This window comes from Lysinibacillus sp. UBA5990, from assembly GCF_002429815.1.
Taxonomy (GTDB): Bacteria; Bacillota; Bacilli; order Bacillales_A; family Planococcaceae; genus Lysinibacillus; species Lysinibacillus fusiformis.
Window position 1 is genome coordinate 107609 of sequence record NZ_DJAY01000012.1, and the last position, 26716, is coordinate 134324.

The window sequence follows — 26716 nt, forward strand, 5'->3', positions numbered from 1 at the left end:
GTTATTTTCCCTCCCACATTTGAGGAACTTGTTTATGGAACTCCGTTGCTTGTTCAAAAGCATGAGCTACACGGTAAATAGTTGCTTCATCGAAGTATTTACCAATTATTTGTAAACCTAGTGGTAGTCCGTTGTCCAAACCACATGGAATAGAAATAGCAGGTACGCCCGCTAAGTTCATCGGAATTGTTAAAATATCGTTTGCATACATTGTCATCGGATCATTCACATTTTCACCAATTTTGAAAGCTGGTGTTGGTGATGTAGGTCCAATGATGACATCGAAGTCTTCAAATACTTTGTCATAGTCTGCTTTGATCAGTGTACGTGCTTGTTGTGCTTTTTTGTAATACGCATCATACGTACCTGCGCTTAATGAATAAGTTCCAAGCATGATACGGCGTTTTACTTCATCACCAAAACCTTGTGCACGTGTTTCTTTATAAAGGTCCATTAAATTAGTCACGTTGTCTGCACGGAAACCATAACGGATACCATCGAAACGAGATAAGTTAGAAGACGCTTCAGATGAAGAAAGGATGTAGTACGCAGCAAGTGCATATTTCGAATGAGGAAGTGACACTTCTTCTACAGTCGCACCTAAGCCTTTTAATACCTCTAATGCCTCCAGCACTGATTGACGTGCTGCTTCGCCAACACCTTCACCAAGGAATTCCTTTGGTACAGCGATACGTAAGCCTTTAATATCACCAGTAAGAGCTGCAGCATAGTTTGGCACCTCTACGTCAGCAGAAGTAGAATCATTTGGATCTAAGCCTGCAATAGCCTCAAGTAATAACGCATTATCTTCAACATTGCGTGTAATTGGTCCAATTTGATCTAAAGAAGAGGCGAATGCCACTAGACCAAAACGAGACACACGACCATATGTAGGTTTCATTCCTACAACACCACAGTAAGCTGCTGGTTGACGGATTGAACCACCTGTATCTGAACCAAGAGAGAATGGAACTTCTCCTGCTGCTACTGAAGCTGCAGATGCACCTGAAGATCCTCCTGGCACGTGATTTAAATTCCATGGATTTTTTGTAGTTTTATAGTATGAGTTTTCATTAGAAGAACCCATTGCAAACTCGTCCATGTTTAGTTTACCAACTGTAATCATACCGGCTTCACGTAGCTTGTTGACAACAGTTGCATCATAAATTGGCATAAAGCCTTCCAAAATTTTTGAGGCACAAGTTGTTTCTAAGCCTTCTGTTACAATATTGTCTTTCACACCAATCGGAAGACCAAATAGCGGTCCACGCTCTTCAAATGGTACTTTATCCATTTCAGCAGCTTGTGCAGTTGCTTTTTCTTCGTTTGAAGCAAGGAATGCTTGTACATCGCCATCAAGCTTTGCAATGCGCTCGTATGCTTCTTTCGTTAAGTCAGCGATTGATAAGTTACCTGCTTTAATTTCCGCTTGTAACTCCTTAGCTGAACGTTCAAATAACGTCATGAGGAATCCTCCTATGTTTTAGTATTACATGATAGCTGGTACTTTTACTTGACCATCTTCTTGTTCTTTTACATTTAACATCATTACTTCACGGTCTAGACCTTTTACCGCAACATCTTCACGCATTACATTGACTAATGGTAAAACATGCGTTGTAGGTTCAACATTCGCTGTATCTAGTTCGTTTAATTGCTCTGCAAAGTCTGTAATTTTACCAAGCTGTTCAGCAAACTTCTCAGCTTCCTCTTCAGTAATTGCAAGACGTGCTAAATTTGCCACGTGCTTTACTTCTTCTTTTGTTAATTTAGCCATTTTTTACACCTCCGAATACTTGCTCCATTTATTGTTTTTATTGATAACAATAGGGTTGGATAAAGTTTTAACCATGCCAATAATCATAACATTTTTCCTATTAAAAATCACAACTTTCACCAAAAATATAGAAACTTTCACTACTATAACGAAGTGTTGTTAATCTATACCAGTTGTTTTCCTTTAAGTATCTCTATCTACATAAAAAAATAGTCAGCACAAAGGCTGACTATATTATTCATAGACATGTACATAAGGATCCGTATCATTGGCCTTTTTATTGATTAATGCCTCCGGACCATTGACAGAAGTAATACTCACCTCAACATGAATATTATTAAATCGATTGATTAAAATACCTGTCAAATATTGTGTAAATCCAATGATTTCTGCTTTACCGAAAAATTGAATAGGAATTTCGATCGTCAGTTTTTGGATTTCTTTATTGCGATAGAAACCTGTACCAATAACACTTGTATAATTTGAGAAATATTTATCAACATCTTGCTTAAAGATTTTGAAGTTTTTACTCACGTCTCGATAAACATCCTGCGAATCATCTGTTGGGAATAATACATAATTTTCATCTATCCCTTCCCAATCAGCAATGTTGTTCTGTCCAGCTTTTGCTACACCATAGCTGAAATAGGCGCCAGGAATAATCTGATTGCGGGCTTGTTGCTTAAACAAGCCAACAACAATTGGTATATCCTTTAGCTCATCACGTGTACGTAAACGTGAAACGATCTCAGCAGCCATTTTTTTGCCTTGTTCAACAAGCTCAGACTCTGATATTGGTTCCTCGTAATATTCGCCATACTGCTCTTTCTGATAATAATAAATGGAGTTAAGCGCAAGTCCTATTGAAATTCCACCTAATTTCACTTTATTATCTTTAGTTTTTGTTAAGTAATTTTGCTCAACAATATGAGATAAGTAAATAGGCGCCTTTTTTGCTCGCTCTTCAGGTGTCATTGTATCTGTTGTCGGTGGATTTAATCCATCTTCTGTCTGAGAGCTTCGAGCCAGCCAAGAGCTCACCGTACTTTCAGCTAAATATTGACCCTCTTGGAAGTAATAGTTTTCAGTGTCAAACTCATGGTGAGAAAGACGCATTAAACCTGCTTCCACTTCCTTCATATCATATTTCGTATAAATATTAGATACAACTAGACCTCTACTGGCACTCTCTTTATAAGGAATAAGTGTCTTATAATAAGATTCATCAATTTGTATACTGGGGATAATAGTTGTTTCAGTTTTTTCATTTTGTTGTGTTTCCTGCGTAAGCTCTGTTCCCCCTTCATTAGAAGGTACACAGCCGACTAACATTGCAGCTGCTACAAGTGCTGGAATGAGTCGAAATGACTTCATTTTATTTAGTGCTCCTTTACTCATAATCAATTTGGTTCGACGAATCACTGATAATCATAAGCGTAACTCATATTTTTCTTGAGGGTATGTCGTCAGTGTATTTATTAGATAAGGTTAAGTTGTTCAATTAAGTTTTCTTCATTCCAAACTTCAATACCTAATTGCTCAGCCTTTGCTAGCTTAGAGCCTGCATCCTCGCCTGCGATAACAAGGTCCGTTTTTTTGCTGACACTGCCTGTGACAGTCCCACCTAACTCTTCTATTTTCGCCTTTGCTTCGTTACGTGTCAATTGCTCAAGTTTACCAGTTAAAACAATTGTTTTTCCTGCAAAAGGATTATCGCCTACCACTACTTCTACTTTTTTTCCTTTAAAGGTCATATTAACGCCTACCTCAGCAAGACGTTCAATGACTGCACGTGCGTCATCATTGGAGAAATATTCAACTAATGAAGATGCCATTTTATCACCAATCTCATAAATAGCCACAAGTTGTTCCTCTGTTGCTGCCATGACAGCTTCCATCGAACCAAATTGCTCTGATACGATTTTTGCAGCCTTTTCACCAACATGACGAATTCCTAGACCAATCAATAAACGCTCCATCGAATTTTCCTTCGATGCTTGAATCGCATTGACTAAATTGGTTGCAGATTTTTCGCCCATCCGTTCTAGCTCAACCAATTGCTCTATTGTTAAATGATATAAATCAGAAACATCATGTATTAAATCTGCACGCAATAACTGCTCAACTACTTTATCACCAAGGCCATCAATATTCATAGCATTACGAGACACAAAATATTTAATGCTTTCTGCAATTTGAGCAAAGCATGCAGGATTTACACAGCGTAAAGCAACTTCACCCTCAATACGAATCAATTCACTATCACATACCGGACAATTTTTGGGCATCTCAAACGGCACAGAATTTTCAGGACGCTGCTCGATTAGCACACCAACAACTTGCGGAATAATATCACCAGCTTTTCGAATAATGACCGTATCCCCAAGGCGTATATCTTTCTCTCGAATAAGGTCTTCATTGTGTAACGAAGCTCGTTGCACTGTTGTCCCCGCTACTTGAACTGGCGTTAAAATAGCTGTTGGTGTGACAACCCCTGTACGCCCTACTGTTAAATCAATATCTAGTAATGTCGTGACAACTTCCTCTGCTGGGAATTTATAAGCAATGGCCCAGCGCGGGCTTTTTGCCGTATAGCCTAGCTCATCTTGTTGAGCATAGCGGTCTACTTTTATAACGATTCCATCAATTTCATAGGCTAAATGTGGACGGTTTTCTGTCCAATGCTCGATAAAAGCCATTACTTCTTCGATTGTAGAGCAACGCTGACGCTCTTTATTGGAAGGAAAACCTAGATCTTCTAAATAATCAAGCATTTCTGCATGTCCGTCGATACCATAGACCTCACCATCACCGCCAATGGCATAGATGAAAGTTGATAGTTGGCGGCTAGCTGCAATTTTAGGGTCTAACTGGCGTAAAGAGCCTGCAGCAGCATTACGTGGGTTAGCAAATAGTTCTTCACCATTGTCAGCACGTTGCGCATTTAATTTTTCAAATGATTTTTTTGGCATGTACGCTTCACCGCGTACTTCTATTGTAATCGGTTCTTTTAAACGAAGAGGTATAGCATGAATGGTCTTTAAATTGGCTGTAATTTCTTCCCCTACAACACCATCTCCTCTTGTTGCTCCTTGGACAAACACGCCATTTTCATATTTTAACGAAATGGCAAGACCATCTATTTTTAGCTCACATACATAGGAGAAATGATCCCCAATAGCCTGTCGAACCTTACGATCAAATTCTTGTAAATCTGCTTCGTTAAAAGCGTTTGATAGACTTAGCATCGGGTAATCATGTGTCACCTTTTTAAAGCCTTCTACAACTGTTCCTCCAACACGCTGAGTAGGTGAATCGGGAAAAATAAGTGATGGATTGGCCTCTTCTAAGGCAATCAATTCATGCAATAATTGATCATAAACACTGTCAGCAACGACCGGTTTATCTAGCACATAATAGGCATAACCATATTCATGTAATAATTTATTTAACTCCGCTATTCGCTGTTCTATTTCGTTCATTTACGTTCCTCCGCTTACGCTTTTTCAATTGGTGCAAATTGTGCCAGTAATCGCTTAATACCAATTGGTTGTGGAAAAGCAATATCAAGCTCTGTACTATCACCTTCGCCTTTTACACTTACAACCATACCTGTGCCCCACTTTTTATGGACAGCCTTATCTCCAGCCTTCCAGCCATACTGATCTCCGCCTGTTGATTGTAAGCGAGCTGTGGCAGGCTGAGTTTGTTGAACGGACCCAAGTGTACGTTTTTGATAACCACCTGTTGAACGATTGCTAGTGGCAAACGGTACATTCGTTTTAGCACCAGCTTTTGAAATAGACTCGGTAATATCTTCGGAAATCTCACCTAAAAATCGGGAAGCATTATTAAAGCTTGAACGGCCAAAAATCGTTCGGCTTTGTGCACATGTTAAATATAGACGTTCCTCTGCACGCGTCACACCAACATACATAAGGCGACGCTCCTCTTCCATTTCTTCTTGATCATCAAGGGAACGTGAATGCGGGAAAATGTTTTCCTCCATACCGATAATAAAAACAATCGGAAACTCCAAGCCCTTGGCAGCATGCATCGTCATTAAAATAATATTTCCCTTGGATGCATCCTCTTTATCAAGAGCATCGATATCAGCTATTAATGCCAAATCCGTTAAAAACGCTATAAGACTTTTATCATCACTGCGCTCCTCAAATGCTTTTGTGACAGATAAGAATTCTTCAATATTCTCTAAACGACTTTCAGCTTCAATCGTTTTTTCATTTTGTAGCATTGTGCGGTATCCAGATTTATCAATGACTTGCTCAACTAGTTCAGTGACCGATAAATATTCTTGCATCTCTGTAAAACCTTTAATCATTGCATAAAATTGTTCTGCTGAGTTTGCCGCTTTCCCAGATAGACCCATGAAAATGAGATCATTCATAGCATCAAAAATGGAGCGATCCTGCTCGATAGCATAGCGGGCCATTTTCTCAAAAGATGTGGCGCCAATACTACGTTTTGGTTCATTAATAATACGTGCAAGTGATAAATCATCGTCATTATTAGCAATAAGGCGCAAATAAGCAAGTAAGTCTTTAATTTCTTTTCGGTCATAGAACTTTGTCCCGCCAACAATTTGATAAGCCATATTGGATTTAACAAGTACTTCCTCCATCACACGAGACTGAGCATTCGTACGATATAATATGGCAAAATCATCAAATGTACGATCTTCCTTTTCCATCAACTGTTGGATGGTTTGTACAACAAATTGTGCTTCTTCCTGCTCATTATAAGCTTTGTATAACGCAATTTTTTCACCCTCTGCATTTTCTGTGCGCAGTTCTTTTGGATAACGTGTTGTATTATTTTGAATGACGTCATTTGCTGCTTGTAGGATGCGTTTAGTTGAACGATAATTTTGTTCAAGCATAATCACCTTAGCATTTGGATAATCCTTTTCAAAGGAAAGGATATTACCGATATCTGCACCACGCCAACGATATATGGATTGATCAGAATCCCCTACAACACAAATATTTTTAAATTTTTTAGCTAATAATTGCACAAGTAAATATTGGGATTTATTAGTATCCTGATATTCATCTACATGTATATATTGAAATTTATTCTGATAGTATTCCAGCACTTCTGGTACTCGCTTGAACAACGTAATGGTTGTCATAATTAAATCATCAAAATCGAGGGATTGGTTGCGACGTAATCTTTTTTCATAGCCTTTATAAACACGTGCCACGGTTTGTTCATAAGGGTTTTTATCATTCATTTGACCCGTATAATCATCTGCTGTAATACACTCGTTTTTGGCTGCACTAATAGCATTTAAAATAGCTCGTGGCTCAAACCGCTTCGGATCGATATTCTCATCCTTCATTACATTTTTGATCACCGATAGTTGATCCGTAGAATCTAGAATGGAAAAATTACGAGATATGCCTAGTTGATCGATATTGCGGCGTAAAATTCTTACACACATGGAGTGGAAAGTTGATACCCACATACTATCGCCAGTCCCATTGCCGAGAATACCGTCAATACGCTCTCGCATTTCACGAGCAGCTTTATTAGTAAACGTAATAGCTAAAACTTTGGATGGATATACTTCCTTTTCTATGATTAAGTAAGCAATACGATGTGTTAGTACTCGTGTTTTTCCTGATCCAGCACCAGCCATAATCAGTAGTGGTCCCTCAGTGGTTTTGACCGCTCTTTCTTGTTCAGGATTCATCCCTGCTAGTAAATTTTTTGTTAACTGTTCCATTTCGCACCGCCTCACAAACATTTGTTCTAAAATTATAACGTATTTTTCACAGCCTTAACAGTCGCAAGTGCAGCTTTTAAATCTTCATAAATAATATTTCCAACTACAACCGTATCTGCGAATTGGGCCATTTCCTCTGCCTGCTCGGCTGATGTAATTCCCCCACCATAAAAGAGCTTAGTTTGCTTCAATTCATTTTTCACAGCACTTACTACCTCTGGATCCCCGTAAATTCCACTGTACTCTAAATAAAATACGGGAAGTTTAAAGAAATTTTCTGCCATACGTGCATAGGCTACGATATCGTCAATTGATAAATCTGTTGTAGCACCTGTTACTTGTGCCACTTTACAATCAGGATTTAAAATACAATAACCTTCTGCTACTAATTCATCCCACACCATGATATCTCCAAATTCTTTAATGGCAGCATGATGCAAATTTTTAATCCATTTTGGATCATCGCTATTTAAGACCGTCGGAATGAAATAATAGTCATAACCCGGTGTAATTGCATCAATCGTTGAAATTTCTAAAGCTATCGGGACTTCGAACCTTCTAACACGAACAAGTAAATCTAATACCCCATCCAATGTCACATTATCTGTGCCACCGACTAAAATAACGTCAGTTCCAGATTCACAAATTTTTTCTAAGTCTTCATCTGAAATGTCCTTTGCAGGATCTAACTTAAACACATGTCTCCATTCTAAATAATCCATTTATTTTACCACCTATCGTTTTCTATCTATTCGTTTACAAGTATAGCTTATGATGGACGACAAAAAAATGAAAAAGACTGAGTAGAACTTCTACCCAGTCTCATTTTCAACTATTCTTTTGGTGCTTGAAACGGTTTCTCATCAGGATACAAACGACCTAGCATTTCATCATATGTATCGTTTCCATAATCAAAGCAACGACGAACACGTGAAATCGTTGCAGTACTTGCACCTGTTTCCTTTTTAATGGATTCATAGGTTTTCTTTAAACGCAATAAATGTGCAACCTCAAAGCGTTGTGCCAACGATTGAATTTCACTAATCGTACATAAATCATCAAAAAACTTATAGCATTCTTCGATGTCTTTCAGCTCTAACACTGCTTTAAATAATTGATCTGTTTGATGCCCTCGAATTTTTTCGATTTGCATGCAATTTTCCTCCCTTTAAGGCTGCGTTTTCACCATTGCTTGTAACCCTGGTGAAGATGGTACAAAATGGACCCAAGACTTTCCTGGTACTAGCTTTACAGGCTCCCCTGATTGCTCAACAGCCGTTGGTATTCCATTCACATTAGCCCATTTGACTTCCCTCAAATAGCCATTTTGAAATACATACGCATTTCCACCAGAAATTAAATCAATTGTTTGGCGGCCAATATCATCAACTATTTGGTGATCCATTTCAAAAAATAGAACATTTGCCAATGATAATGCTTCGCCGGTTAACATATCTTTTGTGTCCACGCCAGCCGATTGTCGTTCATAGTGATTACTTTGATGATCATACACATACGAATTGTGGAAATCTTCATTATTTCCGTAGTAAATGTCAACTTGACTTGTTTCAACGCCTATTTTACCACGTTCATCGGCTTCATAAAAAGCCTGAAGTACTTTTTCACTGTAATTCATTGAAGCGCCTACCATTTCAGCACCTTTTATTATCTTTTCTGATGTAATATATGAATTGTGCGGAGCAACTCGTTCACTTGAACGTTTAAAAAGTATACCATCATAAGCCATTCCATTGATATTGTCGACTACTCGATTATCGAGCATCGTTTTCGCCTCTGGACTATAACCATGAGCTACATAAAAGGCATCGAATCCTTTTGCCATATCGATAAAATAGGAGCGTGCACTACGAACAGGTCCTATATTTTCAGGTAGCTCACTTTGATAAACTGCTAAAAAGCGAGTCACATTACCTTCTGCCAGCATCTCATAAATGATATCAGCTGCAGCTAACCCTGATTGCGGGCGTGCGGCTGGATGATTATTAATCGTCACGATAATAGGCCGCTGGGTTATTTCTTCTTGTATTGCCTCTCCTGTAAGCGGGGCTACGAATGCTGGTTGCTGCACTTGATCATCGACCACGGTTTCTTTCTGTGCTACAGTCTCATCTTCTTCTTTGACCTTTGGTGTATCCTTCGAGCATCCTCCGATCACTAAAGCGCTAAATGCCATAGCCATTAATAACTTCCTTGATTTGAACACAAGCATTACTCTCCTTTGAACATTATATATGAAAGTAACTGTTTACACTTTCATACATTAGCGCATAACAGCAGGTAATAATAACTTATTCTTCATCACATCGAAAATCCCTTTTGGTGTTATACGAATATATGGTAAATGAGTGGACTGTAAAAATAATAGTGTGTAAATAGCATCACCTAATTGATACCCACGATCAGCTAAAGCTTGCTTTAAAGCTTTTTCTTTCTCTGTTAGCGTCAATACATCCCCATCATATAAAAGTCCACCAATGGATAATGGTATATCTGCTATGACTTCCCCTTTTTCTACAAGGACGATACCACCATTCATGGCCTTCATTTCTTCGAAGGCTGTGATCATATCTTCTTTATTTTTTCCGATTAATAAAATATCGCCTGTGTTTGAGTAGGACGATGCAAAGCCTTGAACACCTGTTGCAAATCCTTTAATCATTGTATTTACATGCCAGTGACCTTGTCGGTTTATTAACATTAAATAGCACTCATCGTGATTAGCCAGTTGCCCTTCTCTAGTAATTAATGAATTATAAGGTTTTGTAATCACATCATTCACAAGCTCAATTCCAAAAGGCATTGAAAACTGGAAATCTTGTGAGTCTAAGGAAAAATCTAAATTGAACGCAGGGATAGCAGAATAATCGATGGCTGCCAGTCTATGAACACGTTCTCCTTCACGTTTTAGCCAAACACCTTTTGATAGGACACTTTCTGGTACAGGATGATATTCATCTTGTAAAATATTAAGTGAGGCAAAGCGACCTGTCGCGATAAAACCATGTAAATTGGACATATTATAATAGCGTGCGACATTATACGAAGCCATTTGGTAGGCATCAATTGGAGAAACTCCTGCATCTAAGGCTACTTGAATGCATTTATCCATCACTCCATCCTCATGGAACGAAGGTGGTGAACCATCTGTTGTCATCATTAGATGATCAAAAATCGGAAGCTCTTTTTCTACGATTCCTTTTAATAGATGCGGTAAATCTGGTCGAATGGATGAATGACGTAATGTAACAGCATAGCCTTGCATGATACGACGTTCCACTTCTTCCACTGTCATCGCTTCATGATCGCCATCTGCACCAAGAAGTTTCATACGAGCTAAAGTTCTCTCTGAGGCTCCTGGGAAATGACCTTCGATTTTTTTACCTAGTCCCTTTGCCATTTGCATGCGATACAACATTTGATCGTCCCCATGTAACAGCTTAGGCCAGCCTGTCAACTCCCCACCAAGCAAAACATCGCTTCGCTCTAACCATTCTAATATAGATGTGTTAGAGAATATCTCTTCCTCCTGCTCCAATTCGGTTTGCGAATCAAAGCGAGTCCACCAATAAAAAGAAAACGGTAACTTTTTCAAATGACCTAAAATTGAAAACGCTTTCTTATTTTCTAAATTTAAAACAAAACTTAAATTATCGGAAATAAAAGTCGTTGTCCCTAGCTGACCACAAAAATCTGCAAAGGATTGTGGATGATACAGCTGGAAAGGATGTACATGTGGCTCAATATAGCCTGGTACAATTGTTTTCCCTGTACAATCCACCACTTCTGTTCCTTCTATTAAAGGAGGCATTCTGTCACCAGCATAGACAATGCGGTCCCCTAAAATCCAAATGTTTCCTACTATCCACTGTTTCAGCATACTATGCAAATACCTTGCATTTTTCAACACAATATCAGGTGCCTTTTTTCCATCAATTACTGCTAATTGCTGACGTATTTTTGTTATTTTCCATACTGGATCCATGCTATTCGCTCCTTCCTAAAATTACGTAATTTTTCATTGTGTAAAACCAATTTGGAATCACATACTACTATTGCATATCGCATACTTTCATAAAATTTATGCTTTATGCAATCATCTTGTTTCAATCGTAACACAGCACTTTCATAAAGCAAAGTGCACCTCGCCTATTTTTTCCACAATGACTAAAGGAGGAAGTATTATGATGCAGCAAGCAAATTTAAGCGAAAAAAATGCATTTTGTCGTTTTGCCATGGGTACAAGTTTGACAGCATTTGGTATCGCTAAAGTTTCAAGAAATCCTAATTGTACAAAGGGTCGATTGATGATTGCATTAGGAGCCATGAAAATGGCAGAAGGACTCTTTAAATATTGTCCAACCAAGGCTCTCATGAGCACTAATATGCAAAATGCCATGAATACCTCTATGCAAAGTATGTTCAGTGGGCAAAATTCTATGTCCTCTGAGCAAATCGATAAGCTCATGAAGGATTTCTCTTCTGCAATAGCTGGCAATTCTTCAGGTTCACAAGCAACTGCTTCAAAGCAATCTGATACCAGCGCTTCAACCCAAAATTCCTCAACAAGGAGCAATTCTACATCGAATAATGCTCAAAACCCTTCTTAGTCAAAGGAGCCGTCCCAATCTAATTTGGAGACGGCTCTTACCTCTTACGTTTGAAACTTTAAGAGGTTTCATCAGAGGTGTAAAAATATTTTAAATTTTAGTGAAAATAATGATTATTTGAATGTACGCCAGCCAATATCTTGGCGGAAGAAAAAGTGATCCCATGTTTCTTTAGCAATGCCAGCATATACTTTTTGCTGTGCTTCTTGTAAAGTAGGCGCTTTAGCCCCAACTAACAGGACACGACCACCATTCCCAACAAATTGACCATCTACTAATTTTGTACCTGCATGGAATACAGCATATGACTTAGATAGTTCCTCTAAATTCGGTAATGCTTTGCCTTTTTCAACATCGCCTGGATATCCTTCAGCTGCAATAACAACACCTAGCATAGCATCTTCCGACCATTGCAAATCAAATGGCTGCTCGTTCATTAATGCCATCATAAATGCACCAAAGTCGGAAACCATTCGAGGTAAAACTACTTGCGTTTCTGGATCACCAAAACGTGCATTAAACTCAATAACCTGAGGGCCTTTCTTCGTTAAAATTAAGCCTGCATATAAAATACCTGTAAAGGAAGCGCCATCCGCCTCCATCCCTTTAACAGTTGGCTCAACAATCGTTTGGTAAGCAATATCTATAACTTCTTGTGATATTTGTGGTACTGGAGAGTAAGCACCCATCCCACCTGTATTAGGTCCTTTATCACCGTCATACGCACGTTTATGGTCCTGTGCAATCACCATAGGATAAATTTGTCCTTTATGCACAAAGGACATAAAGGAAAATTCTTCCCCGTCTAAAAATTCTTCGATGACAACGCGAGAAGATGATTCACCAAAGCGTTGTTTGCCAATCATATCTTGTACAGCTTCAATAGCTTCTTTCTCTGTCATCGCCACAACAACACCCTTACCAGCTGCTAAGCCATCCGCTTTAATAACAATGGGTGCGCCTTGTTCTTTAATATAAGCAATAGCTTGTTCTGCTTCAGTAAATGTTTTATGGGCTGCTGTTGGTATATTGTATTTATTCATCACTTCTTTTGCATACGACTTACTACTTTCTATTTGAGCTGCCGTCTTTGTCGGACCAAAAATACATAATCCACGAGCTGTAAAGAAATCGACAATGCCTTCAGCAAGTGGTTGTTCTGGGCCGACAAAGGTTAAAGCAATATCATTTTCCTTGGCAAATTGGGCAAGTCCTGCAAAATCCATTGTGTCAATACTAACAACCTCTACCTCGCCTCGCATTCCGTCATTTCCAGGTGCTACAAATACTTGGTTAACGGATGGAGAAATGCTAAATTGTCTAGCGATTGCATGCTCACGACCGCCACTTCCGATTACTAATACATTCATTTTAGAGAATCCTCCTCTTTGTAAGTAAGACCGAGATGAACCCACATCTCGGTCTGTTTAATGTCATTATTAATTAATGTTTAAAATGGCGTACGCCTGTAAATACCATAGTAATGCCGTATTCATTCGCTTTATCGATTGAATCTTGATCTTTAATAGATCCACCTGGCTGAATAATAGCTGTAATACCAGCTGCAGCTGCAGCCTCAACAGTATCACTCATTGGGAAGAATGCATCTGATGCCAATGCAGCACCTTTTGCTTTTTCACCAGCTTGCTCAAAGGCAATTTTTGCAGCACCAACGCGGTTCATTTGACCAGCGCCTACACCAAGTGTCATTTGAGAATCCGTTACAACGATCGCGTTTGATTTAACATGCTTAACAACAGACCAACCAAGTTGCAATGCTTCCCATTCTTGTTTTGTTGGTTCACGATCTGTTACTACCTTTATATCTGCATTGGCAAAACCATAGCGATCCGGTTCCTGTACAAGAAGACCGCCCTCTACAGATACTACATTAAATTGATCTTGCTTCGCTTGCTCGAACGGAATTATTAATAAGCGAATATTCTTCTTTTTCGTTAAAATATCGAGTGCCTCTTGTGAGAAAGCAGGAGCAATAATAATTTCTAGGAAAATATGACTTAGCTTCTCAGCAGTTGCTGCATCCACTTCCATATTAAGAGCGATAATTCCACCAAAAATAGATGTTGGATCTGCTTCATACGCTTTATCAAATGCTCCCTCTAGTGTGACACCGGTTCCAACTCCACAAGGATTCATATGCTTTACAGCTACTGCAGCTGGCATTTCAAACTCTTTCACGATTTGCAAAGCTGCATTCCCATCTTGAATATTGTTATAGGATAACTCTTTACCATGTAATTGCGTTGCATAAGCTAATGAGAAATCAGAGCCAAGACGTTTTTGGTAAAATGCCGCTTTTTGGTGTGGATTTTCACCATAGCGTAGGTTCTGCTTTAATTCATACGTCATTGTTAAGCTCTCTGGGAACTCTTCTTCTGTCAAATAGTTCGAGATATACGAATCATAGGCGGCTGTGTGACGGAAAACCTTTGCAGCCAATTTACGACGTGTCTCAATTGTTGTGGCACCACCAGCTTTTAGTTCCTTTAATACTGTTGCATAGTCATTGCTGTCTACGATGACTGTTACATATTGATGGTTTTTTGCAGCGGATCGTAACATTGTAGGGCCACCGATATCAATGTTTTCAATTGCATCATCCCATGTTACATTAGGCTTTGAAATTGTTTCAACGAATGGATAAAGATTGACACAAACAATTTCTATTGGCTCAATTCCATGCTCATTCATTTGTGCCTGATGAGAGTCATCATCAAATTTCCCTAATAAACCACCGTGAATCATTGGATTTAATGTTTTAACACGGCCATCTAAAATTTCAGGAAACTTCGTTACTTCATCTACTGCTGTTACAGCTACTGCATTGTCCTGTAGCATTTTTTTAGTACCGCCAGTTGATAAAATTTCATAACCTAATGCTACTAATTCCTTTGCAAATTCTAAAATACCATCTTTATTGGAAACACTGATTAATGCACGTTTTGTCACAACAATATCCTCCTAATTTTTATCGTGCTCTTGCACGAACTAACTTGCTGTCAAAGATTTATAGAGTTAGGTGTTGAGTAAGGTTCTCGACCTAACTCCTCCTTCAGTTATTGTAATAATTGCTGTAAAGCCTTTGTATATAATAAATGTTCTTGCTTATGAATCGCAGCTTCTGTTGCCTCTCGATTTCCTTCAATGACAGATACAGCAGCCTGTGCAATAATTGGGCCAGTATCCATTCCTTCATCAACAAAATGCACCGTTACGCCCGTTATTTTCACCCCATGATTCAATGCTTGTCCGATAGCATTCTTCCCAGGAAAGGCTGGTAATAAGGAAGGATGAATATTAACAATTCTCTGTGGAAATGCCGCTAATAATACATCACTGATTAAACGCATATATCCTGCAAGCACAATCCATTTCACATCGTACTCATGTAGAGCATTGACAATTGCTGTCTCGTAAGCTGCTTTCGAGGCAAAATCTTTCGGGTTCAAGGCTAACACTGGAATTTCAAAGTGTTCAGCACGTGTCACTACATATGCACTGGGCTTATCGGTCACAACTAGCTCAACCTTTGCATGCAGTTCCCCACGTTCAATAGCCTCTTGAATGGCTTGAAAATTACTACCGCTTCCTGATGCGAACACGGCAATTTTTGTTGGTGCAGTCATTACACTAAGCTCCCATCATGTGTTCCATTAAACACTACTCCGTCGCCTTTAATAACACGCCCGATTGTATAAGCCTTTTCACCATTTGCTTCTACTGCTTCCTTAACTTTATCAGCTTCTGCTGCTGGAACAGCTATGACAAAACCGATTCCCATATTAAACACATTATATAAATCTTTATCCTCTAACTGACCTTTATCTTTTAGGAATTCAAAGATACGTAATACTGGCCATGAACCTAAGTCAATTTCTGTAGCTAATCCTTCAGGCATCATACGTGGCAAATTTTCATAGAAACCTCCACCAGTAACGTGGGCACAGCCGTGTACATCTGCTGCTTTTAAAGCTGCTAATACAGGCTTAGCATAAAGCTTTGTTGGCACTAATAGCGCCTCGCCGATTGGTCCTAAATCTTCATAGTTTTCTACAATGGCATCCACCGCAAATTGATGATCTGCAAAGACAATTTTACGCACTAAAGAATAACCGTTTGAATGTACACCACTTGAAGCAATACCAATAAGTATATCGCCCTCGACAATTCTTTCTCCTGTCACAATGGCAGACTTTTCACAAGCCCCCACTGCAAAGCCAGCTAAATCATATTCATCTTCTTCATATAAACCTGGCATTTCTGCTGTTTCGCCACCAATTAGAGCTGCACCAGATTGCACACAACCATCCGCAACCCCTTTAACAATTTGCTCAATTTTTGCAGGCTCTGCTTTCCCAAGTGCTACGTAATCTAAAAAGTATAGCGGCTCCGCTCCTTGTGCAACGATATCATTCACGCACATTGCTACACAGTCCACACCAATAGTATCGTGCTTGTCTACCATGAATGCTAGCTTTAGCTTTGTCCCTACACCATCAGTCCCTGAAATAAGAACAGGTTCTTTTAGGTTTAGTTCTGACAAGTCAAACATACCACCAAAGCCACCAAACGTTCCCATGACACCTAGTCTGTTCGTACGTTCAACATGAGATTTCATTCGTTTTACAGCTTCATAGCCCGCTTCAATATTTACACCTGCTTGTTCATATGCCTTTGACACGCAGAGTTCCTCCTTATCATCTAAATCGCCTACGAGTATCCTAGAATTCATTTTTCAATCTTCTAGTAGACACAATCCACTGCGATGTTTTTCTTAACGTAAAAGTTCTTTTTCATGTGGTAAGATGGTATCCGGGAAAATCTCTGTTGGATATTTACCTGTAAAGCATGCAAGGCATAGTCCACGGTTTTCATCTTCATATGGACGTGCAATGGTCTCAACCATACCTTCAACAGAAAGGAATGTCAGAGAATCTGCACCAATTACTTCACGAATTTCATCCACTTTATGACTAGAAGCAATAAGCTCTTCATGTGTAGACGTATCAATGCCATAATAACAAGGATTTGTCATAGGTGGGGACGAAATGACCACGTGAACCTCTGCTGCCCCAGCGTCTTTTAACATTTTGACAATTCGACGTGAAGTTGTTCCGCGTACAATAGAATCGTCCACCATAACTACACGTTTACCTTTGACAACTTGAACAACTGGTGAAAGTTTCATTTTCACACCACGTTCGCGTAATTCCTGTGTCGGTTGAATAAAAGTACGTCCTACATAACGATTTTTAATCAGACCAAGTTCGTAAGGAATACCACTTTCTTCTGCAAAACCGATGGCAGCTGAAATACTAGAATCTGGTACCCCTGTTACAACATCAGCCTCAATATGTGCACATTCACGAGCAAGCTGTTTCCCCATACGTTTACGTGCCATATGAACATTAATGCCATCAATATCCGAATCAGGACGTGCTAGATATACATATTCCATCGCACACATAGAACGCTTTTCCATATCAGCAAAGCGGTCTGACTTAACGCCCTCATCGTTAATAATTAATAACTCACCTGGTTCTACAGAACGAACGAATTCCGCTCCTATTAAATCAAATGCACAAGTTTCAGAAGCCACTACCCAGCCTTCTCCTAACTTTCCAAGAGAGAGCGGGCGTAAACCATGTGGATCACGTGCAACAAGCATTTCATCCTTTGTCATAATTAAGCAAGAATACGCACCCTTTAATAATGAAAGAGCATTTTTCACCTTAGCCCGAAATGGTGAATGCGAACTTTTCTTAATAAGATGCGCCAGCACTTCTGTATCAGAGCTAGAGTGGAAAATACTACCTTGTCGCTCTAAATACTGTTTCAGATGCGTCGCATTGACTAAGTTACCGTTATGGGCAATGGAAAGGCTACCAGTTGAGGAATGGAATAATAATGGCTGTACATTTTCAATACCGCCACCACCAGCAGTTGTATAACGAACATGGGCAATTGCTGCTTTGCCGTTCACTGCCTTTAATTTATCTTCGTTGAAAACATCATTAACTAGTCCTTCACCTTTTACCGCGCGAAGGTGCTGACCATCGGAAACGACGATACCTGCGCCTTCTTGACCACGATGTTGAAGAGCATGAAGCCCGTAATAACTAAGGTGTGCTGGATTTGGGTTACCCCAAATACCAAACACTCCACATTCTTCATTTAAGCCTCTGAGTTCAGCAAGCATGGGATTGCTCCTTTCCAATTAGAACGGAATTCCTCCACTGTACCTTCTACAAGCACACCTTTGTCCCCGTTGATTTTAACAATTGCATCGTTTGTTACGACACCAATTTTATGAGCATCTTTGATGATTTCGACAAATGTAGCTGCATGTTCTTCTTTAACTGTGACAACAAAACGTGATTGACTTTCACTGAATAACGCAGTTGTAGCAGAACCCGTTAATGTAACCTCAACACCAAGACCATTTGCACCGAAAGTTTTTTCTGCAATAGCCACTGCAAGACCACCTTCAGCCACATCATGTGCAGACTGCACAAGACCAGCTTTTATAGCTTTTAATAATGCCTGCTGACGTGCTGCTTCCATCTCTAGATCGATAGCCGGAGCTTTCCCAGAAATAACGCCATTATTTAATAATTTTTGAAGCTCTGAACCACCGAATTCAGTAGTTGTTTCACCAATAACAAATACCATATCTCCTGCAGCTTTTACTTCCTGTGTTGTAACATGCGCTAAGTCTTCAATTAGACCTACCATACCAATTGTCGGTGTTGGATAAACGGCTTCACCTGAGCGCTCATTATAAAGAGATACGTTACCGCCAATTACTGGTGCATTCAATGCTGTACATGCAGCCGAAATACCATCAGCAGATTTTTCAATTTGCCAGAAGATTTCTGGCTTCTCTGGATTACCGAAGTTTAAGCAGTCTGTAATTGCAAGTGGTGTACCACCAGTAGCAACAATATTACGAGCTGCTTCAGCCACTGCAATAGCGCCGCCCACTTCTGGATCTAAATAAATATAGCGAGAGTTGCAGTCTGTTGTCATGGCTAAACCTTTATTTGTACCACGTACACGAATAACTGCAGCATCTGAACCTGGTTTAACAACAGTTGACGTACGAACCTGATAATCGTACTGATCGTAAACCCATTCTTTCGAAGCAATTGTCGGTGCTTTTAATAAAGCATTTAATGTTTCTTTATAATCTGTAACAGCTGGCTCTGTATTTTCAATTGCTTGGAACTGAGCATAGTAAGCAGGCTCAGCAGATGGTTTATGGTAAACTGGTGCATCCTCGGCTAACGCATCAGCAGGTACTTCTGCCACTACTTGTCCATTGTGTAAAAGACGAAGCATTTTATCATCTGTTACACGGCCAATTGCTACCGCATCTAAATCATATTTATCAAAAATCGCCTTAATTTCATCTTCGCGACCCTTTTTCACGACTAACAGCATACGTTCTTGAGATTCAGATAGCATCATTTCGTATGCTGTCATACCTGTCTCTCGTTGAGGCACTAAATCTAAATTCATTTCTACACCAGAACCAGCTTTTGAAGCCATTTCTGCTGAAGAAGAAGTAAGACCAGCTGCACCCATATCTTGAATACCAACTAGAGCATCAGATTTTACAACTTCTAAACATGCTTCAAGTAAAAGTTTCTCCATAAATGGGTCCCCTACTTGTACCGCTGGACGTTGGTTTTCTGATTCCTCTGTTAATTCTTCAGAAGCAAATGTCGCACCATGAATTCCGTCTCGCCCTGTTTTCGCACCCACGTACATAACTGTATTTCCAACACCTGCTGCAATACCTCGTTGAATATCTTTATGATCAATTAAGCCTACACACATCGCATTAACAAGTGGATTGCCTTCATAGCAAGGATCAAATTGAATCTCGCCACCTACTGTAGGAATACCGATACAGTTACCATATCCAGCGATCCCAGCTACGACTTCTTCAAATAGATATTTACCGCGCGCTGATTTTAATTCACCAAAGCGTAATGAGTTCAGCATTGCGATTGGACGTGCCCCCATAGAGAAAACGTCACGGATAATACCGCCAACACCAGTAGCAGCCCCTTGGTATGGCTCAATTGCAGATGGATGGTTATGAGACTCCATTTTAAACACTACGGCTTGTTCATCACCGATATCAACAATACCTGCACCTTCCCCAGGTCCTTGTAAAACTTGTGGCCCCTTTGTAGGGAATTTACGTAATACCGGTTTTGAATTTTTGTATGAGCAGTGCTCAGACCACATTACTGAGAAAAGACCTGTCTCTGTCCAATTAGGTAGACGTTCTAAAATACCTTCTACCAATGCAAATTCTTCGTCTGACATCCCCATACCAGCGTATAGCTTTTCATCTTTAATTTGCTGTGCTGTTGGCTCAAACTTAGTTGTTGACATGATTTTCCCTCCACTGCTTCACAATTGATTTAAATACTGCTAAACCGTTTGCACCGCCCACCAGTGCATCAACAGCTCGCTCTGGGTGTGGCATCATCCCTAATACATTGCCGCGCTCGTTTATAATCCCTGCGATATCTTCTAAAGAACCGTTTGGATTGTCACCTGAGTATGTGAATACGATTTGATTATTATCTTTTAGTGATTGTAATGTTTCCTCGTCACAGTAGTAATTACCTTCACCATGTGCGATTGGGATATGAATAATTTGACCTTGCTCGTATTGGTTTGTGAATAATGTATTGCTGTTTTCCACTTTTAGCTGCACTGTACGGCACATAAATTTCAAGTTTGTGTTGCGTAATAAAGCACCTGGCAATAGTCCCGCTTCTGTTAGAATTTGGAACCCATTACATACACCTAGTACAGGTTTACCAGCATCTGCTGCTTTCTTAACTTCTGCCATAATGTTAGATTGATTAGCCATTGCACCACAACGAAGATAATCTCCATATGAAAATCCTCCAGGTACTAATACGCCATCAAAGCCACTTAGATCTGTTGCTGTATGCCATACATATTCTACTTCTTCACCTAGCTCGTCTTTAATCGCATGATACATATCGATATCACAGTTTGACCCAGGGAACACGAGTACTGCGAATTTCATGATTAGTTAGCCTCCTCGACTTCATAACGGTAGTCCTCAATTACAACGTTCGTTAAAACCTTTTCACACATTTCTTTTACTAGAGTATCAATGTCACGCTCTGTATCTTTAATTGATAGTTCAAGATATTTACCGATACGTAAATCCTCTACTTCACCGTAGCCCATTTTAACTAAAGAACCCTGTACTGCAGAGCCCTGTGGATCAAGAATGCTCTCACGTAATGTTACATAGATTTTTACTTTTTTCATTGTTATTTGCCTCCGAGTCTAGAAAGTATAATAGTATAAACTTCAGTTAAATTACCAAGGTCTCTACGAAAAACATCTTTGTCTAACTTTTGCTTCGTTGTTGCATCCCAAAGTCGACATGTATCTGGTGAAATTTCATCAGCCAATAATACATGGCCATCTACATCACGGCCAAACTCTAATTTAAAATCAATTAGTGTCACATTGACATCAGCAAAGATTGGCTGTAGAACTTTATTAATAGCTAGTGCCTTATCGTAAATAGCCGATACTTCAGCAGACGTTGCAAGCTCCAGAACATCTATATGCTCTGTTGTGATGAATGGATCACCTAACTCATCGTCTTTATAGTAAAACTCAACGATTGGTCGTTTTAAAGGTGTGCCCTCCTCAAGACCAATACGTTTTGCTAAACTTCCTGCAACTATATTACGAACGACTACTTCAATCGGAATAATATCTACTTTTCTTACAAGTTGTTGCGTATCTGATAATTGTTTTACGAAATGTGACGCAATTCCGTTTCCTTGTAATTTTTCGAAAATTAACGAAGTAATGCGATTATTTAAAATGCCCTTACCTTCTATTTCCTCTTTCTTTTCACCATTGAATGCAGTCGCACTATCCTTGTACTCAACAAGCAGCACATTCGGCTCCTCCGTTGTATACAATTTTTTTGCTTTACCTTCATACAAAAGTTGACCTTTAGTCATTCGTTTTTCCCCCTGATATTATGAGATACGCTTTTATGAATGATCAGAATCGAACCGTGTTCCCCACGGTTCAATTCTGAAGCATTTACTGGTGGCTCTAACATTTATTTTTTTATTGGCGAAATAAATATTAGTTAAGGCCTAGACGTTCAAAAATCATATCCACATGCTGTAAGTGGTAGTTGTAATCAAAACACTCGTCCAGCTCTTCTTTTGTTAAATAAGATGTGATTTTTTCACTTGCATCGACTAATGTGCGGAACTGTACCTGCTCGTCCCATGCTTGCATAGCTAAAGGCTGTACAGTATCATAAGCTTCCTCACGTACTAATCCTTTATCAATTAATGCTAACAAAATGCGCTGAGAGTAAATAAGACCATATGTGCGAGTCATATTACGTTTCATGTTTTCAGGGAATACTGTTAAGTTTTTTACAATATTACCGAAGCGATTTAACATATAGTTAAGAGTAATCGTTGCATCCGGTAAAATAACGCGCTCTGCAGAAGAATGAGAAATATCACGCTCATGCCATAAAGCGACATTTTCATAAGCTGTCACCATATATCCACGCATTAAACGAGACATTCCAACCATGTTTTCAGAACCGATTGGATTACGTTTATGTGGCATTGCTGATGATCCTTTTTGACCTTTTGCAAAAGCTTCTTCCACTTCACGCGTTTCAGATTTCTGTAAACCACGAATTTCTGTTGCAAATTTTTCAATGGAAGTAGCAATTAAAGCTAATGCTCCTAAATATTGCGCATGACGATCGCGCTGTAAAGTTTGTGTTGAAATTGGTGATGCAGCCAGACCTAGTTGATCACAAACATATTGCTCAACGCGAGGATCGATATTGGCATATGTTCCAACAGCGCCAGACATTTTCCCTGTTTCAATTACTTTAGCGGCTGCTTCAAAACGTTCCAGGTTACGCTTCATTTCCTCATACCATAAACCAAGCTTTAAACCGAAAGTTGTTGGCTCTGCATGGACGCCATGTGTGCGGCCCATCATCACTGTATGTTTATGTTCTTTTGCCTTAGCAGCAATAATATCAATGAAATTCACGATATCTTTACGTAAAATATCATTTGCTTGTTTGATTAAATAAGAAAGTGCTGTGTCAACTACGTCTGTAGAAGTTAAACCATAATGTACCCATTTACGTTCTTCACCAAGTGTTTCCGAAACGGCACGTGTAAAGGCTACTACGTCATGACGAGTTTCTTGTTCAATTTCTAGAATACGGTTCACATCAAATGAAGCATTTTCACGAATTTTAGCAACATCCTCTTTCGGAATATCACCTATTTCTGCCCACGCCTCACAAGCTAGGATTTCTACTTCTAGCCAAGCTTGATATTTATTTTGTTCTGTCCATATTGCGCCCATTTCGGGTCTTGTGTAACGTTCAATCATTGCGTATCTCCTTCTATTCTGACCAAATGCCAGAACTCTCGATTTGTTGTAATGTTTCTTCTAAGTTTTTTGTCATAATCGTTACATGGCCCATCTTACGGTTGACCTTAGCTTCAGCTTTCCCATAAAGATGGATAGACCATTCAGGATATTTAGCAATGGAGTTACTCAATGGCACGACATGCTGCCCTAATACATTGATCATAATGGATGGTGCCCAAAGTTCTGGCTTACGTAATGGCCAACCACAAACAGCTCGTATATGCTGATGGAATTGTGAAACATTACACGCCTCTATTGAATAGTGACCTGAATTATGAGGTCTTGGTGCTAATTCATTAATAACAATGCCACCATCTTCTAGCACGAACATTTCTACCGCTAACGTTCCTACTAAATGTAAGTAATCAGCAATTTTTAAAGCTTCTCGTTCCGCAGCCTGAGCTGTGCTTTCTGTTATGCGAGCAGGCACAATTGTTTCATGCAGAATATGATGAACATGAATGTTCTCTCCAACTGGCTGACAATACGATTCACCACTACCATTTCTTTGAACAATGACCGATACCTCTTTTAGGAAGGGTACGAATCCTTCTGCAATACATGAAGAATGCGTGAAGAGTTCTTTCGCTAATGGAAGATCTTCAGTTGATTTTAATAGCTGCTGTCCCTTGCCATCATAACCACCTCTTGCTGTTTTGACTATACAAGGATAACCAATCGAATCAATATTGGCTACTAATTCTTCATAAGTTTTTGCAACAATATATGGTGCTACTGGGCAACCAGCTTTCACAATAGCTTCTTTTTCGGTTATACGGTTTTGTGTAATGCGTACCAACTCGGCCCCCTGAGGAACATAAGCCATTTGTGATAAACGTTTTAAGCCTTCATAATCAATATTTTCAAATTCATATGTGATAACATCACTGACTTCTGCAAGTTCTTCTAAAGCAGCTTCATCGTCATATGGAGCTACAATGCGAACATCTGCCACTTGCCCACAAGGTGAGTCCATTGCTGGTTCAAGTACAGCAATTTTAAAACCAGACTCCTTTGCAGCAAGAGCCATCATTCGACCAAGCTGTCCCCCACCTATAATACCTATCGTTTGTCCAGGATAAATAATTTTTGTCACACTAAGTCACCTGTGCTTTCTAATACTTGCTGCTTTGTAGCTTCACGTCGAGCATCTAATGCTTCAGCAAGTTCTGCATCTGTCGTTGACAAAATTTGAGCCGCTAGTAAACCTGCGTTTGTTGCTCCCGCTTTCCCAATAGCTACAGTTGCTACAGGCACACCACCAGGCATTTGAACGATGGATAACAGTGAATCAAGCCCATTCAGTGCACGTGATTGAACTGGTACACCGATTACAGGTAAAGTTGTTTTAGCTGCTACCATTCCAGGTAAATGTGCAGCTCCACCTGCCCCAGCTATAATTACTTGTATTCCCCGCTTACGTGCTGTTTCGGCATATTCAAACATTAGATCTGGTGTTCGATGTGCAGATACAACCTTCTTTTCGTACGGTACTTGTAATTCGTCTAAAATATCACATGCATGTTTCATTGTTTCCCAGTCACTTGAACTACCCATAATGACACCGATTTTCGGATTCATAAATTGTCGCTCCTTTTAAACGATAGAAAAATGATCAATTATTGTGCAAGCCTCTATATGAATAGCTCTGCAATTTTTAACTTTTTACAAAGAAAATCCCCAAATAAACTACTCTCTACCTTTACGCGTGAAAGCAGCTTACTTGAGGACTTATTAGGCAAGAATTTGTCAATGTACAAAACCGTACATTGATCTTCTCATAAAAGCCAAAAGTGCTTTCCCGCATAGTCCAGCATTTACGGTGCCGGGTAGAGACACTAGAGCCAATCCTCTAGCATATATGTGGGATTTATTTGTTTTTCCTTATCACATTTTAACAAGGGATCGTATTATCGTCAATGCAAAAATGCGAACATTTTTTAAAAGCTCAAAAAAAACGTTCGGATTTTAGTCAAAATCATTCCGTATCTTGAGTAGGTATAGCTTTAAATTGAATTTTTTGACGTAATAATGTGGGTTCACCATCGACTAAGTGAAAAAGTGGCTCTTCTTTTCGGCCAATAGCCATGTACCCATCATGTCGCATTCTTTCTAAACATTCTTCAATGGACTCGTTTTCTTGTACTTCATACCAAATTTGTTTCTTTCCCAACTGTTTCTCCCTCTCAATAACTTAATTTATTTCCTAGTACTTATTACTTCATTATACCTTGAGTTGCCTTAGGAAGTGTGCAAGAACTAATTAATTGTTTGTTAAATATAAAAAACTGCAGATGTATATCCGCAGTTATGATTACCGTTCAGCTAAATCCATACAAAGCTTATATAGATGACTAGAAATAGCAGCAATAAACATGAATGTAGGACAACAAGAATGAAACGATACTCTCCTTTAATACCTAAAAGGGCACTAACAATACCTATTCCGCCTAATATAAATGGCATTAACATGCTTATGTCATAGAGGAATTTAAAAAAACTCCCATACCATTTCGTAGAATCATAACCAAACATTAAGTATGTTAGCAGTAGACAAAAAATCGAAAGAGTCGAAAAGATAATCTGCCTCATTTTCATTCCTCCGTCATTCTGATCATGTATTAGTAGGAAGTGCTGTCTATTTTAGTTATCTATTCATCTGTATAAATTTAACTTTTAGTGCATTATACCACTATTTTTTAGTTGATAAACTAAAAAAAGCCATGGAATATATCCATGACTTCATAAGTGCCTAGCGACGTCCTACTCTCACAGGGGGAAGCCCCCAACTACCATCGGCGCTAAAGAGCTTAACTTCCGTGTTCGGTATGGGAACGGGTGTGACCTCTTTGCCATCATCACTAGACTATAGTCGGCTTTCAATATACATCGCATTTCTTCGTCAGCTTTTGTCGTTCAGTCAGTCACGTACTTGAGTACGCTCCTTCCCTCTCTCCATTGCTTCTTTGAACTACTCGTATCTTGAAACCCTTCATAAAAGAAATTATTCTTTCAAAACTGGATAAACGG

General features: G+C 39.3%; 23 protein-coding genes, 1 rRNA gene and 1 riboswitch. Of the genes, 1 reads left to right on the forward strand and 23 read right to left on the reverse strand.

What is annotated here, in order from left to right; all coding sequences use genetic code 11:
• Window position 1: 1 nt before the first annotated feature.
• From gatA to B3D94_RS11885, 9 genes are all read right to left on the reverse strand, one after another.
• Window positions 2-1465, reverse strand: coding sequence for an Asp-tRNA(Asn)/Glu-tRNA(Gln) amidotransferase subunit GatA (gatA, locus tag B3D94_RS11845; RefSeq protein WP_291757356.1), 1464 nt, complete (start codon window positions 1463-1465; stop codon window positions 2-4).
• Window positions 1466-1489: 24 nt separating this feature from the next.
• Window positions 1490-1777 (reverse strand): Asp-tRNA(Asn)/Glu-tRNA(Gln) amidotransferase subunit GatC, encoded by a 288-nt coding sequence (gatC, locus tag B3D94_RS11850; protein WP_008173651.1) that lies wholly within the window; start codon window positions 1775-1777, stop codon window positions 1490-1492.
• Window positions 1778-2011: 234 nt separating this feature from the next.
• Window positions 2012-3151, reverse strand: coding sequence for a CamS family sex pheromone protein (locus tag B3D94_RS11855; RefSeq protein ID WP_069482717.1), 1140 nt, complete (start codon window positions 3149-3151; stop codon window positions 2012-2014).
• A gap of 104 nt (window positions 3152-3255) precedes the next feature.
• Window positions 3256-5259 (reverse strand): NAD-dependent DNA ligase LigA, encoded by a 2004-nt coding sequence (gene ligA / locus B3D94_RS11860; protein ID WP_069482718.1) that lies wholly within the window; start codon window positions 5257-5259, stop codon window positions 3256-3258.
• A 14-nt stretch (window positions 5260-5273) separates the two neighbouring features.
• Window positions 5274-7526 (reverse strand): DNA helicase PcrA, encoded by a 2253-nt coding sequence (pcrA, locus tag B3D94_RS11865; RefSeq protein WP_291757357.1) that lies wholly within the window; start codon window positions 7524-7526, stop codon window positions 5274-5276.
• 32 nt (window positions 7527-7558) lie between these two features.
• Window positions 7559-8248, reverse strand: coding sequence for a heptaprenylglyceryl phosphate synthase (locus B3D94_RS11870; protein WP_069482720.1), 690 nt, complete (start codon window positions 8246-8248; stop codon window positions 7559-7561).
• Window positions 8249-8358: 110 nt separating this feature from the next.
• On the reverse strand, window positions 8359-8679 hold the full coding sequence (locus B3D94_RS11875; RefSeq protein ID WP_004225717.1) for a YerC/YecD family TrpR-related protein: 321 nt from the start codon (window positions 8677-8679) through the stop codon (window positions 8359-8361).
• Window positions 8680-8694: 15 nt separating this feature from the next.
• Window positions 8695-9756: a DUF3048 domain-containing protein gene (locus B3D94_RS11880; protein ID WP_254664329.1), complete on the reverse strand. Its 1062-nt coding sequence runs from the start codon at window positions 9754-9756 to the stop codon at window positions 8695-8697.
• 51 nt (window positions 9757-9807) lie between these two features.
• Window positions 9808-11529, reverse strand: coding sequence for an adenine deaminase C-terminal domain-containing protein (locus B3D94_RS11885; RefSeq protein WP_291757358.1), 1722 nt, complete (start codon window positions 11527-11529; stop codon window positions 9808-9810).
• A gap of 199 nt (window positions 11530-11728) precedes the next feature.
• On the opposite strand from B3D94_RS11885, the gene B3D94_RS11890 reads away from it, so the two are divergent.
• Complete coding sequence (locus tag B3D94_RS11890) at window positions 11729-12154, forward strand: YgaP-like transmembrane domain (RefSeq protein WP_025115764.1); 426 nt, start codon at window positions 11729-11731, stop codon at window positions 12152-12154.
• 113 nt (window positions 12155-12267) lie between these two features.
• Here the strand turns inward: B3D94_RS11890 and purD are convergent, their stop codons facing one another.
• From purD to rrf, 14 genes are all read right to left on the reverse strand, one after another.
• On the reverse strand, window positions 12268-13524 hold the full coding sequence (purD, locus tag B3D94_RS11895; RefSeq protein ID WP_291757359.1) for a phosphoribosylamine--glycine ligase: 1257 nt from the start codon (window positions 13522-13524) through the stop codon (window positions 12268-12270).
• Window positions 13525-13597: 73 nt separating this feature from the next.
• Window positions 13598-15124, reverse strand: coding sequence for a bifunctional phosphoribosylaminoimidazolecarboxamide formyltransferase/IMP cyclohydrolase (gene purH / locus B3D94_RS11900; protein ID WP_291757360.1), 1527 nt, complete (start codon window positions 15122-15124; stop codon window positions 13598-13600).
• Between the two features lie 107 nt (window positions 15125-15231).
• Entirely contained in the window at window positions 15232-15801 is a 570-nt protein-coding gene (gene purN, locus B3D94_RS11905) for a phosphoribosylglycinamide formyltransferase (protein ID WP_069482726.1), read from the reverse strand.
• Complete coding sequence (gene purM, locus B3D94_RS11910; RefSeq protein ID WP_069482727.1) at window positions 15801-16856, reverse strand: phosphoribosylformylglycinamidine cyclo-ligase; 1056 nt, start codon at window positions 16854-16856, stop codon at window positions 15801-15803. Before purM ends, purN begins: the two co-directional genes overlap by 1 nt.
• 93 nt (window positions 16857-16949) lie before the next feature.
• The gene (gene purF, locus B3D94_RS11915) at window positions 16950-18374 is read right to left on the reverse strand and encodes an amidophosphoribosyltransferase (RefSeq protein WP_008173665.1); all 1425 of its coding nucleotides are present in this window, start codon (window positions 18372-18374) and stop codon (window positions 16950-16952) included.
• Entirely contained in the window at window positions 18350-20584 is a 2235-nt protein-coding gene (gene purL, locus B3D94_RS11920; protein WP_069482728.1) for a phosphoribosylformylglycinamidine synthase subunit PurL, read from the reverse strand. Before purL ends, purF begins: the two co-directional genes overlap by 25 nt.
• Complete coding sequence (gene purQ / locus B3D94_RS11925) at window positions 20571-21254, reverse strand: phosphoribosylformylglycinamidine synthase subunit PurQ (RefSeq protein WP_291757361.1); 684 nt, start codon at window positions 21252-21254, stop codon at window positions 20571-20573. The genes purL and purQ overlap by 14 nt, the downstream gene beginning before the upstream one ends.
• A gap of 2 nt (window positions 21255-21256) precedes the next feature.
• Window positions 21257-21505 carry a phosphoribosylformylglycinamidine synthase subunit PurS gene (gene purS / locus B3D94_RS11930; RefSeq protein ID WP_069482730.1) on the reverse strand — a complete coding sequence of 83 codons (249 nt, stop codon included), beginning with the start codon at window positions 21503-21505 and terminating at the stop codon, window positions 21257-21259.
• Between the two features lie 2 nt (window positions 21506-21507).
• Window positions 21508-22218 carry a phosphoribosylaminoimidazolesuccinocarboxamide synthase gene (gene purC / locus B3D94_RS11935; RefSeq protein WP_069482731.1) on the reverse strand — a complete coding sequence of 237 codons (711 nt, stop codon included), beginning with the start codon at window positions 22216-22218 and terminating at the stop codon, window positions 21508-21510.
• A gap of 130 nt (window positions 22219-22348) precedes the next feature.
• Window positions 22349-23644, reverse strand: coding sequence for an adenylosuccinate lyase (gene purB, locus B3D94_RS11940; RefSeq protein WP_069482732.1), 1296 nt, complete (start codon window positions 23642-23644; stop codon window positions 22349-22351).
• 13 nt (window positions 23645-23657) lie between these two features.
• On the reverse strand, window positions 23658-24782 hold the full coding sequence (purK, locus tag B3D94_RS11945) for a 5-(carboxyamino)imidazole ribonucleotide synthase (RefSeq protein WP_069482733.1): 1125 nt from the start codon (window positions 24780-24782) through the stop codon (window positions 23658-23660).
• Window positions 24779-25267, reverse strand: coding sequence for a 5-(carboxyamino)imidazole ribonucleotide mutase (gene purE / locus B3D94_RS11950; RefSeq protein WP_008173674.1), 489 nt, complete (start codon window positions 25265-25267; stop codon window positions 24779-24781). The genes purK and purE overlap by 4 nt, the downstream gene beginning before the upstream one ends.
• Window positions 25268-25472: 205 nt before the next feature.
• Window positions 25473-25571, reverse strand: a riboswitch (purine riboswitch).
• A 93-nt stretch (window positions 25572-25664) separates the two neighbouring features.
• Window positions 25665-25859: an NETI motif-containing protein gene (locus B3D94_RS11955; protein WP_069482734.1), complete on the reverse strand. Its 195-nt coding sequence runs from the start codon at window positions 25857-25859 to the stop codon at window positions 25665-25667.
• A gap of 577 nt (window positions 25860-26436) precedes the next feature.
• Window positions 26437-26552 (reverse strand): 5S ribosomal RNA (gene rrf, locus B3D94_RS11960).
• Window positions 26553-26716 lie beyond the last annotated feature (164 nt).

Excerpts from the sequence above, each read along its gene's own strand:
- gatA (WP_291757356.1), bottom strand. The coding sequence starts at position 1,465 with ATGACGTTATTTGAACGTTCAGCTAAGGAGTTACAAGCGGAAATTAAA.
- gatC (WP_008173651.1), bottom strand. The coding sequence starts at position 1,777 with ATGGCTAAATTAACAAAAGAAGAAGTAAAGCACGTGGCAAATTTAGCA.
- B3D94_RS11855 (WP_069482717.1), bottom strand. The coding sequence starts at position 3,151 with ATGAAGTCATTTCGACTCATTCCAGCACTTGTAGCAGCTGCAATGTTA.
- ligA (WP_069482718.1), bottom strand. The coding sequence starts at position 5,259 with ATGAACGAAATAGAACAGCGAATAGCGGAGTTAAATAAATTATTACAT.
- pcrA (WP_291757357.1), bottom strand. The coding sequence starts at position 7,526 with ATGGAACAGTTAACAAAAAATTTACTAGCAGGGATGAATCCTGAACAA.
- B3D94_RS11870 (WP_069482720.1), bottom strand. The coding sequence starts at position 8,248 with ATGGATTATTTAGAATGGAGACATGTGTTTAAGTTAGATCCTGCAAAG.
- B3D94_RS11875 (WP_004225717.1), bottom strand. The coding sequence starts at position 8,679 with ATGCAAATCGAAAAAATTCGAGGGCATCAAACAGATCAATTATTTAAA.
- B3D94_RS11880 (WP_254664329.1), bottom strand. The coding sequence starts at position 9,756 with ATGCTTGTGTTCAAATCAAGGAAGTTATTAATGGCTATGGCATTTAGC.
- B3D94_RS11885 (WP_291757358.1), bottom strand. The coding sequence starts at position 11,529 with ATGGATCCAGTATGGAAAATAACAAAAATACGTCAGCAATTAGCAGTA.
- B3D94_RS11890 (WP_025115764.1), top strand. The coding sequence starts at position 11,729 with ATGATGCAGCAAGCAAATTTAAGCGAAAAAAATGCATTTTGTCGTTTT.
- purD (WP_291757359.1), bottom strand. The coding sequence starts at position 13,524 with ATGAATGTATTAGTAATCGGAAGTGGCGGTCGTGAGCATGCAATCGCT.
- purN (WP_069482726.1), bottom strand. The coding sequence starts at position 15,801 with ATGACTGCACCAACAAAAATTGCCGTGTTCGCATCAGGAAGCGGTAGT.
- purF (WP_008173665.1), bottom strand. The coding sequence starts at position 18,374 with ATGCTTGCTGAACTCAGAGGCTTAAATGAAGAATGTGGAGTGTTTGGT.
- purL (WP_069482728.1), bottom strand. The coding sequence starts at position 20,584 with ATGTCAACAACTAAGTTTGAGCCAACAGCACAGCAAATTAAAGATGAA.
- purQ (WP_291757361.1), bottom strand. The coding sequence starts at position 21,254 with ATGAAATTCGCAGTACTCGTGTTCCCTGGGTCAAACTGTGATATCGAT.
- purS (WP_069482730.1), bottom strand. The coding sequence starts at position 21,505 with ATGAAAAAAGTAAAAATCTATGTAACATTACGTGAGAGCATTCTTGAT.
- purC (WP_069482731.1), bottom strand. The coding sequence starts at position 22,218 with ATGACTAAAGGTCAACTTTTGTATGAAGGTAAAGCAAAAAAATTGTAT.
- purB (WP_069482732.1), bottom strand. The coding sequence starts at position 23,644 with ATGATTGAACGTTACACAAGACCCGAAATGGGCGCAATATGGACAGAA.
- purE (WP_008173674.1), bottom strand. The coding sequence starts at position 25,267 with ATGAATCCGAAAATCGGTGTCATTATGGGTAGTTCAAGTGACTGGGAA.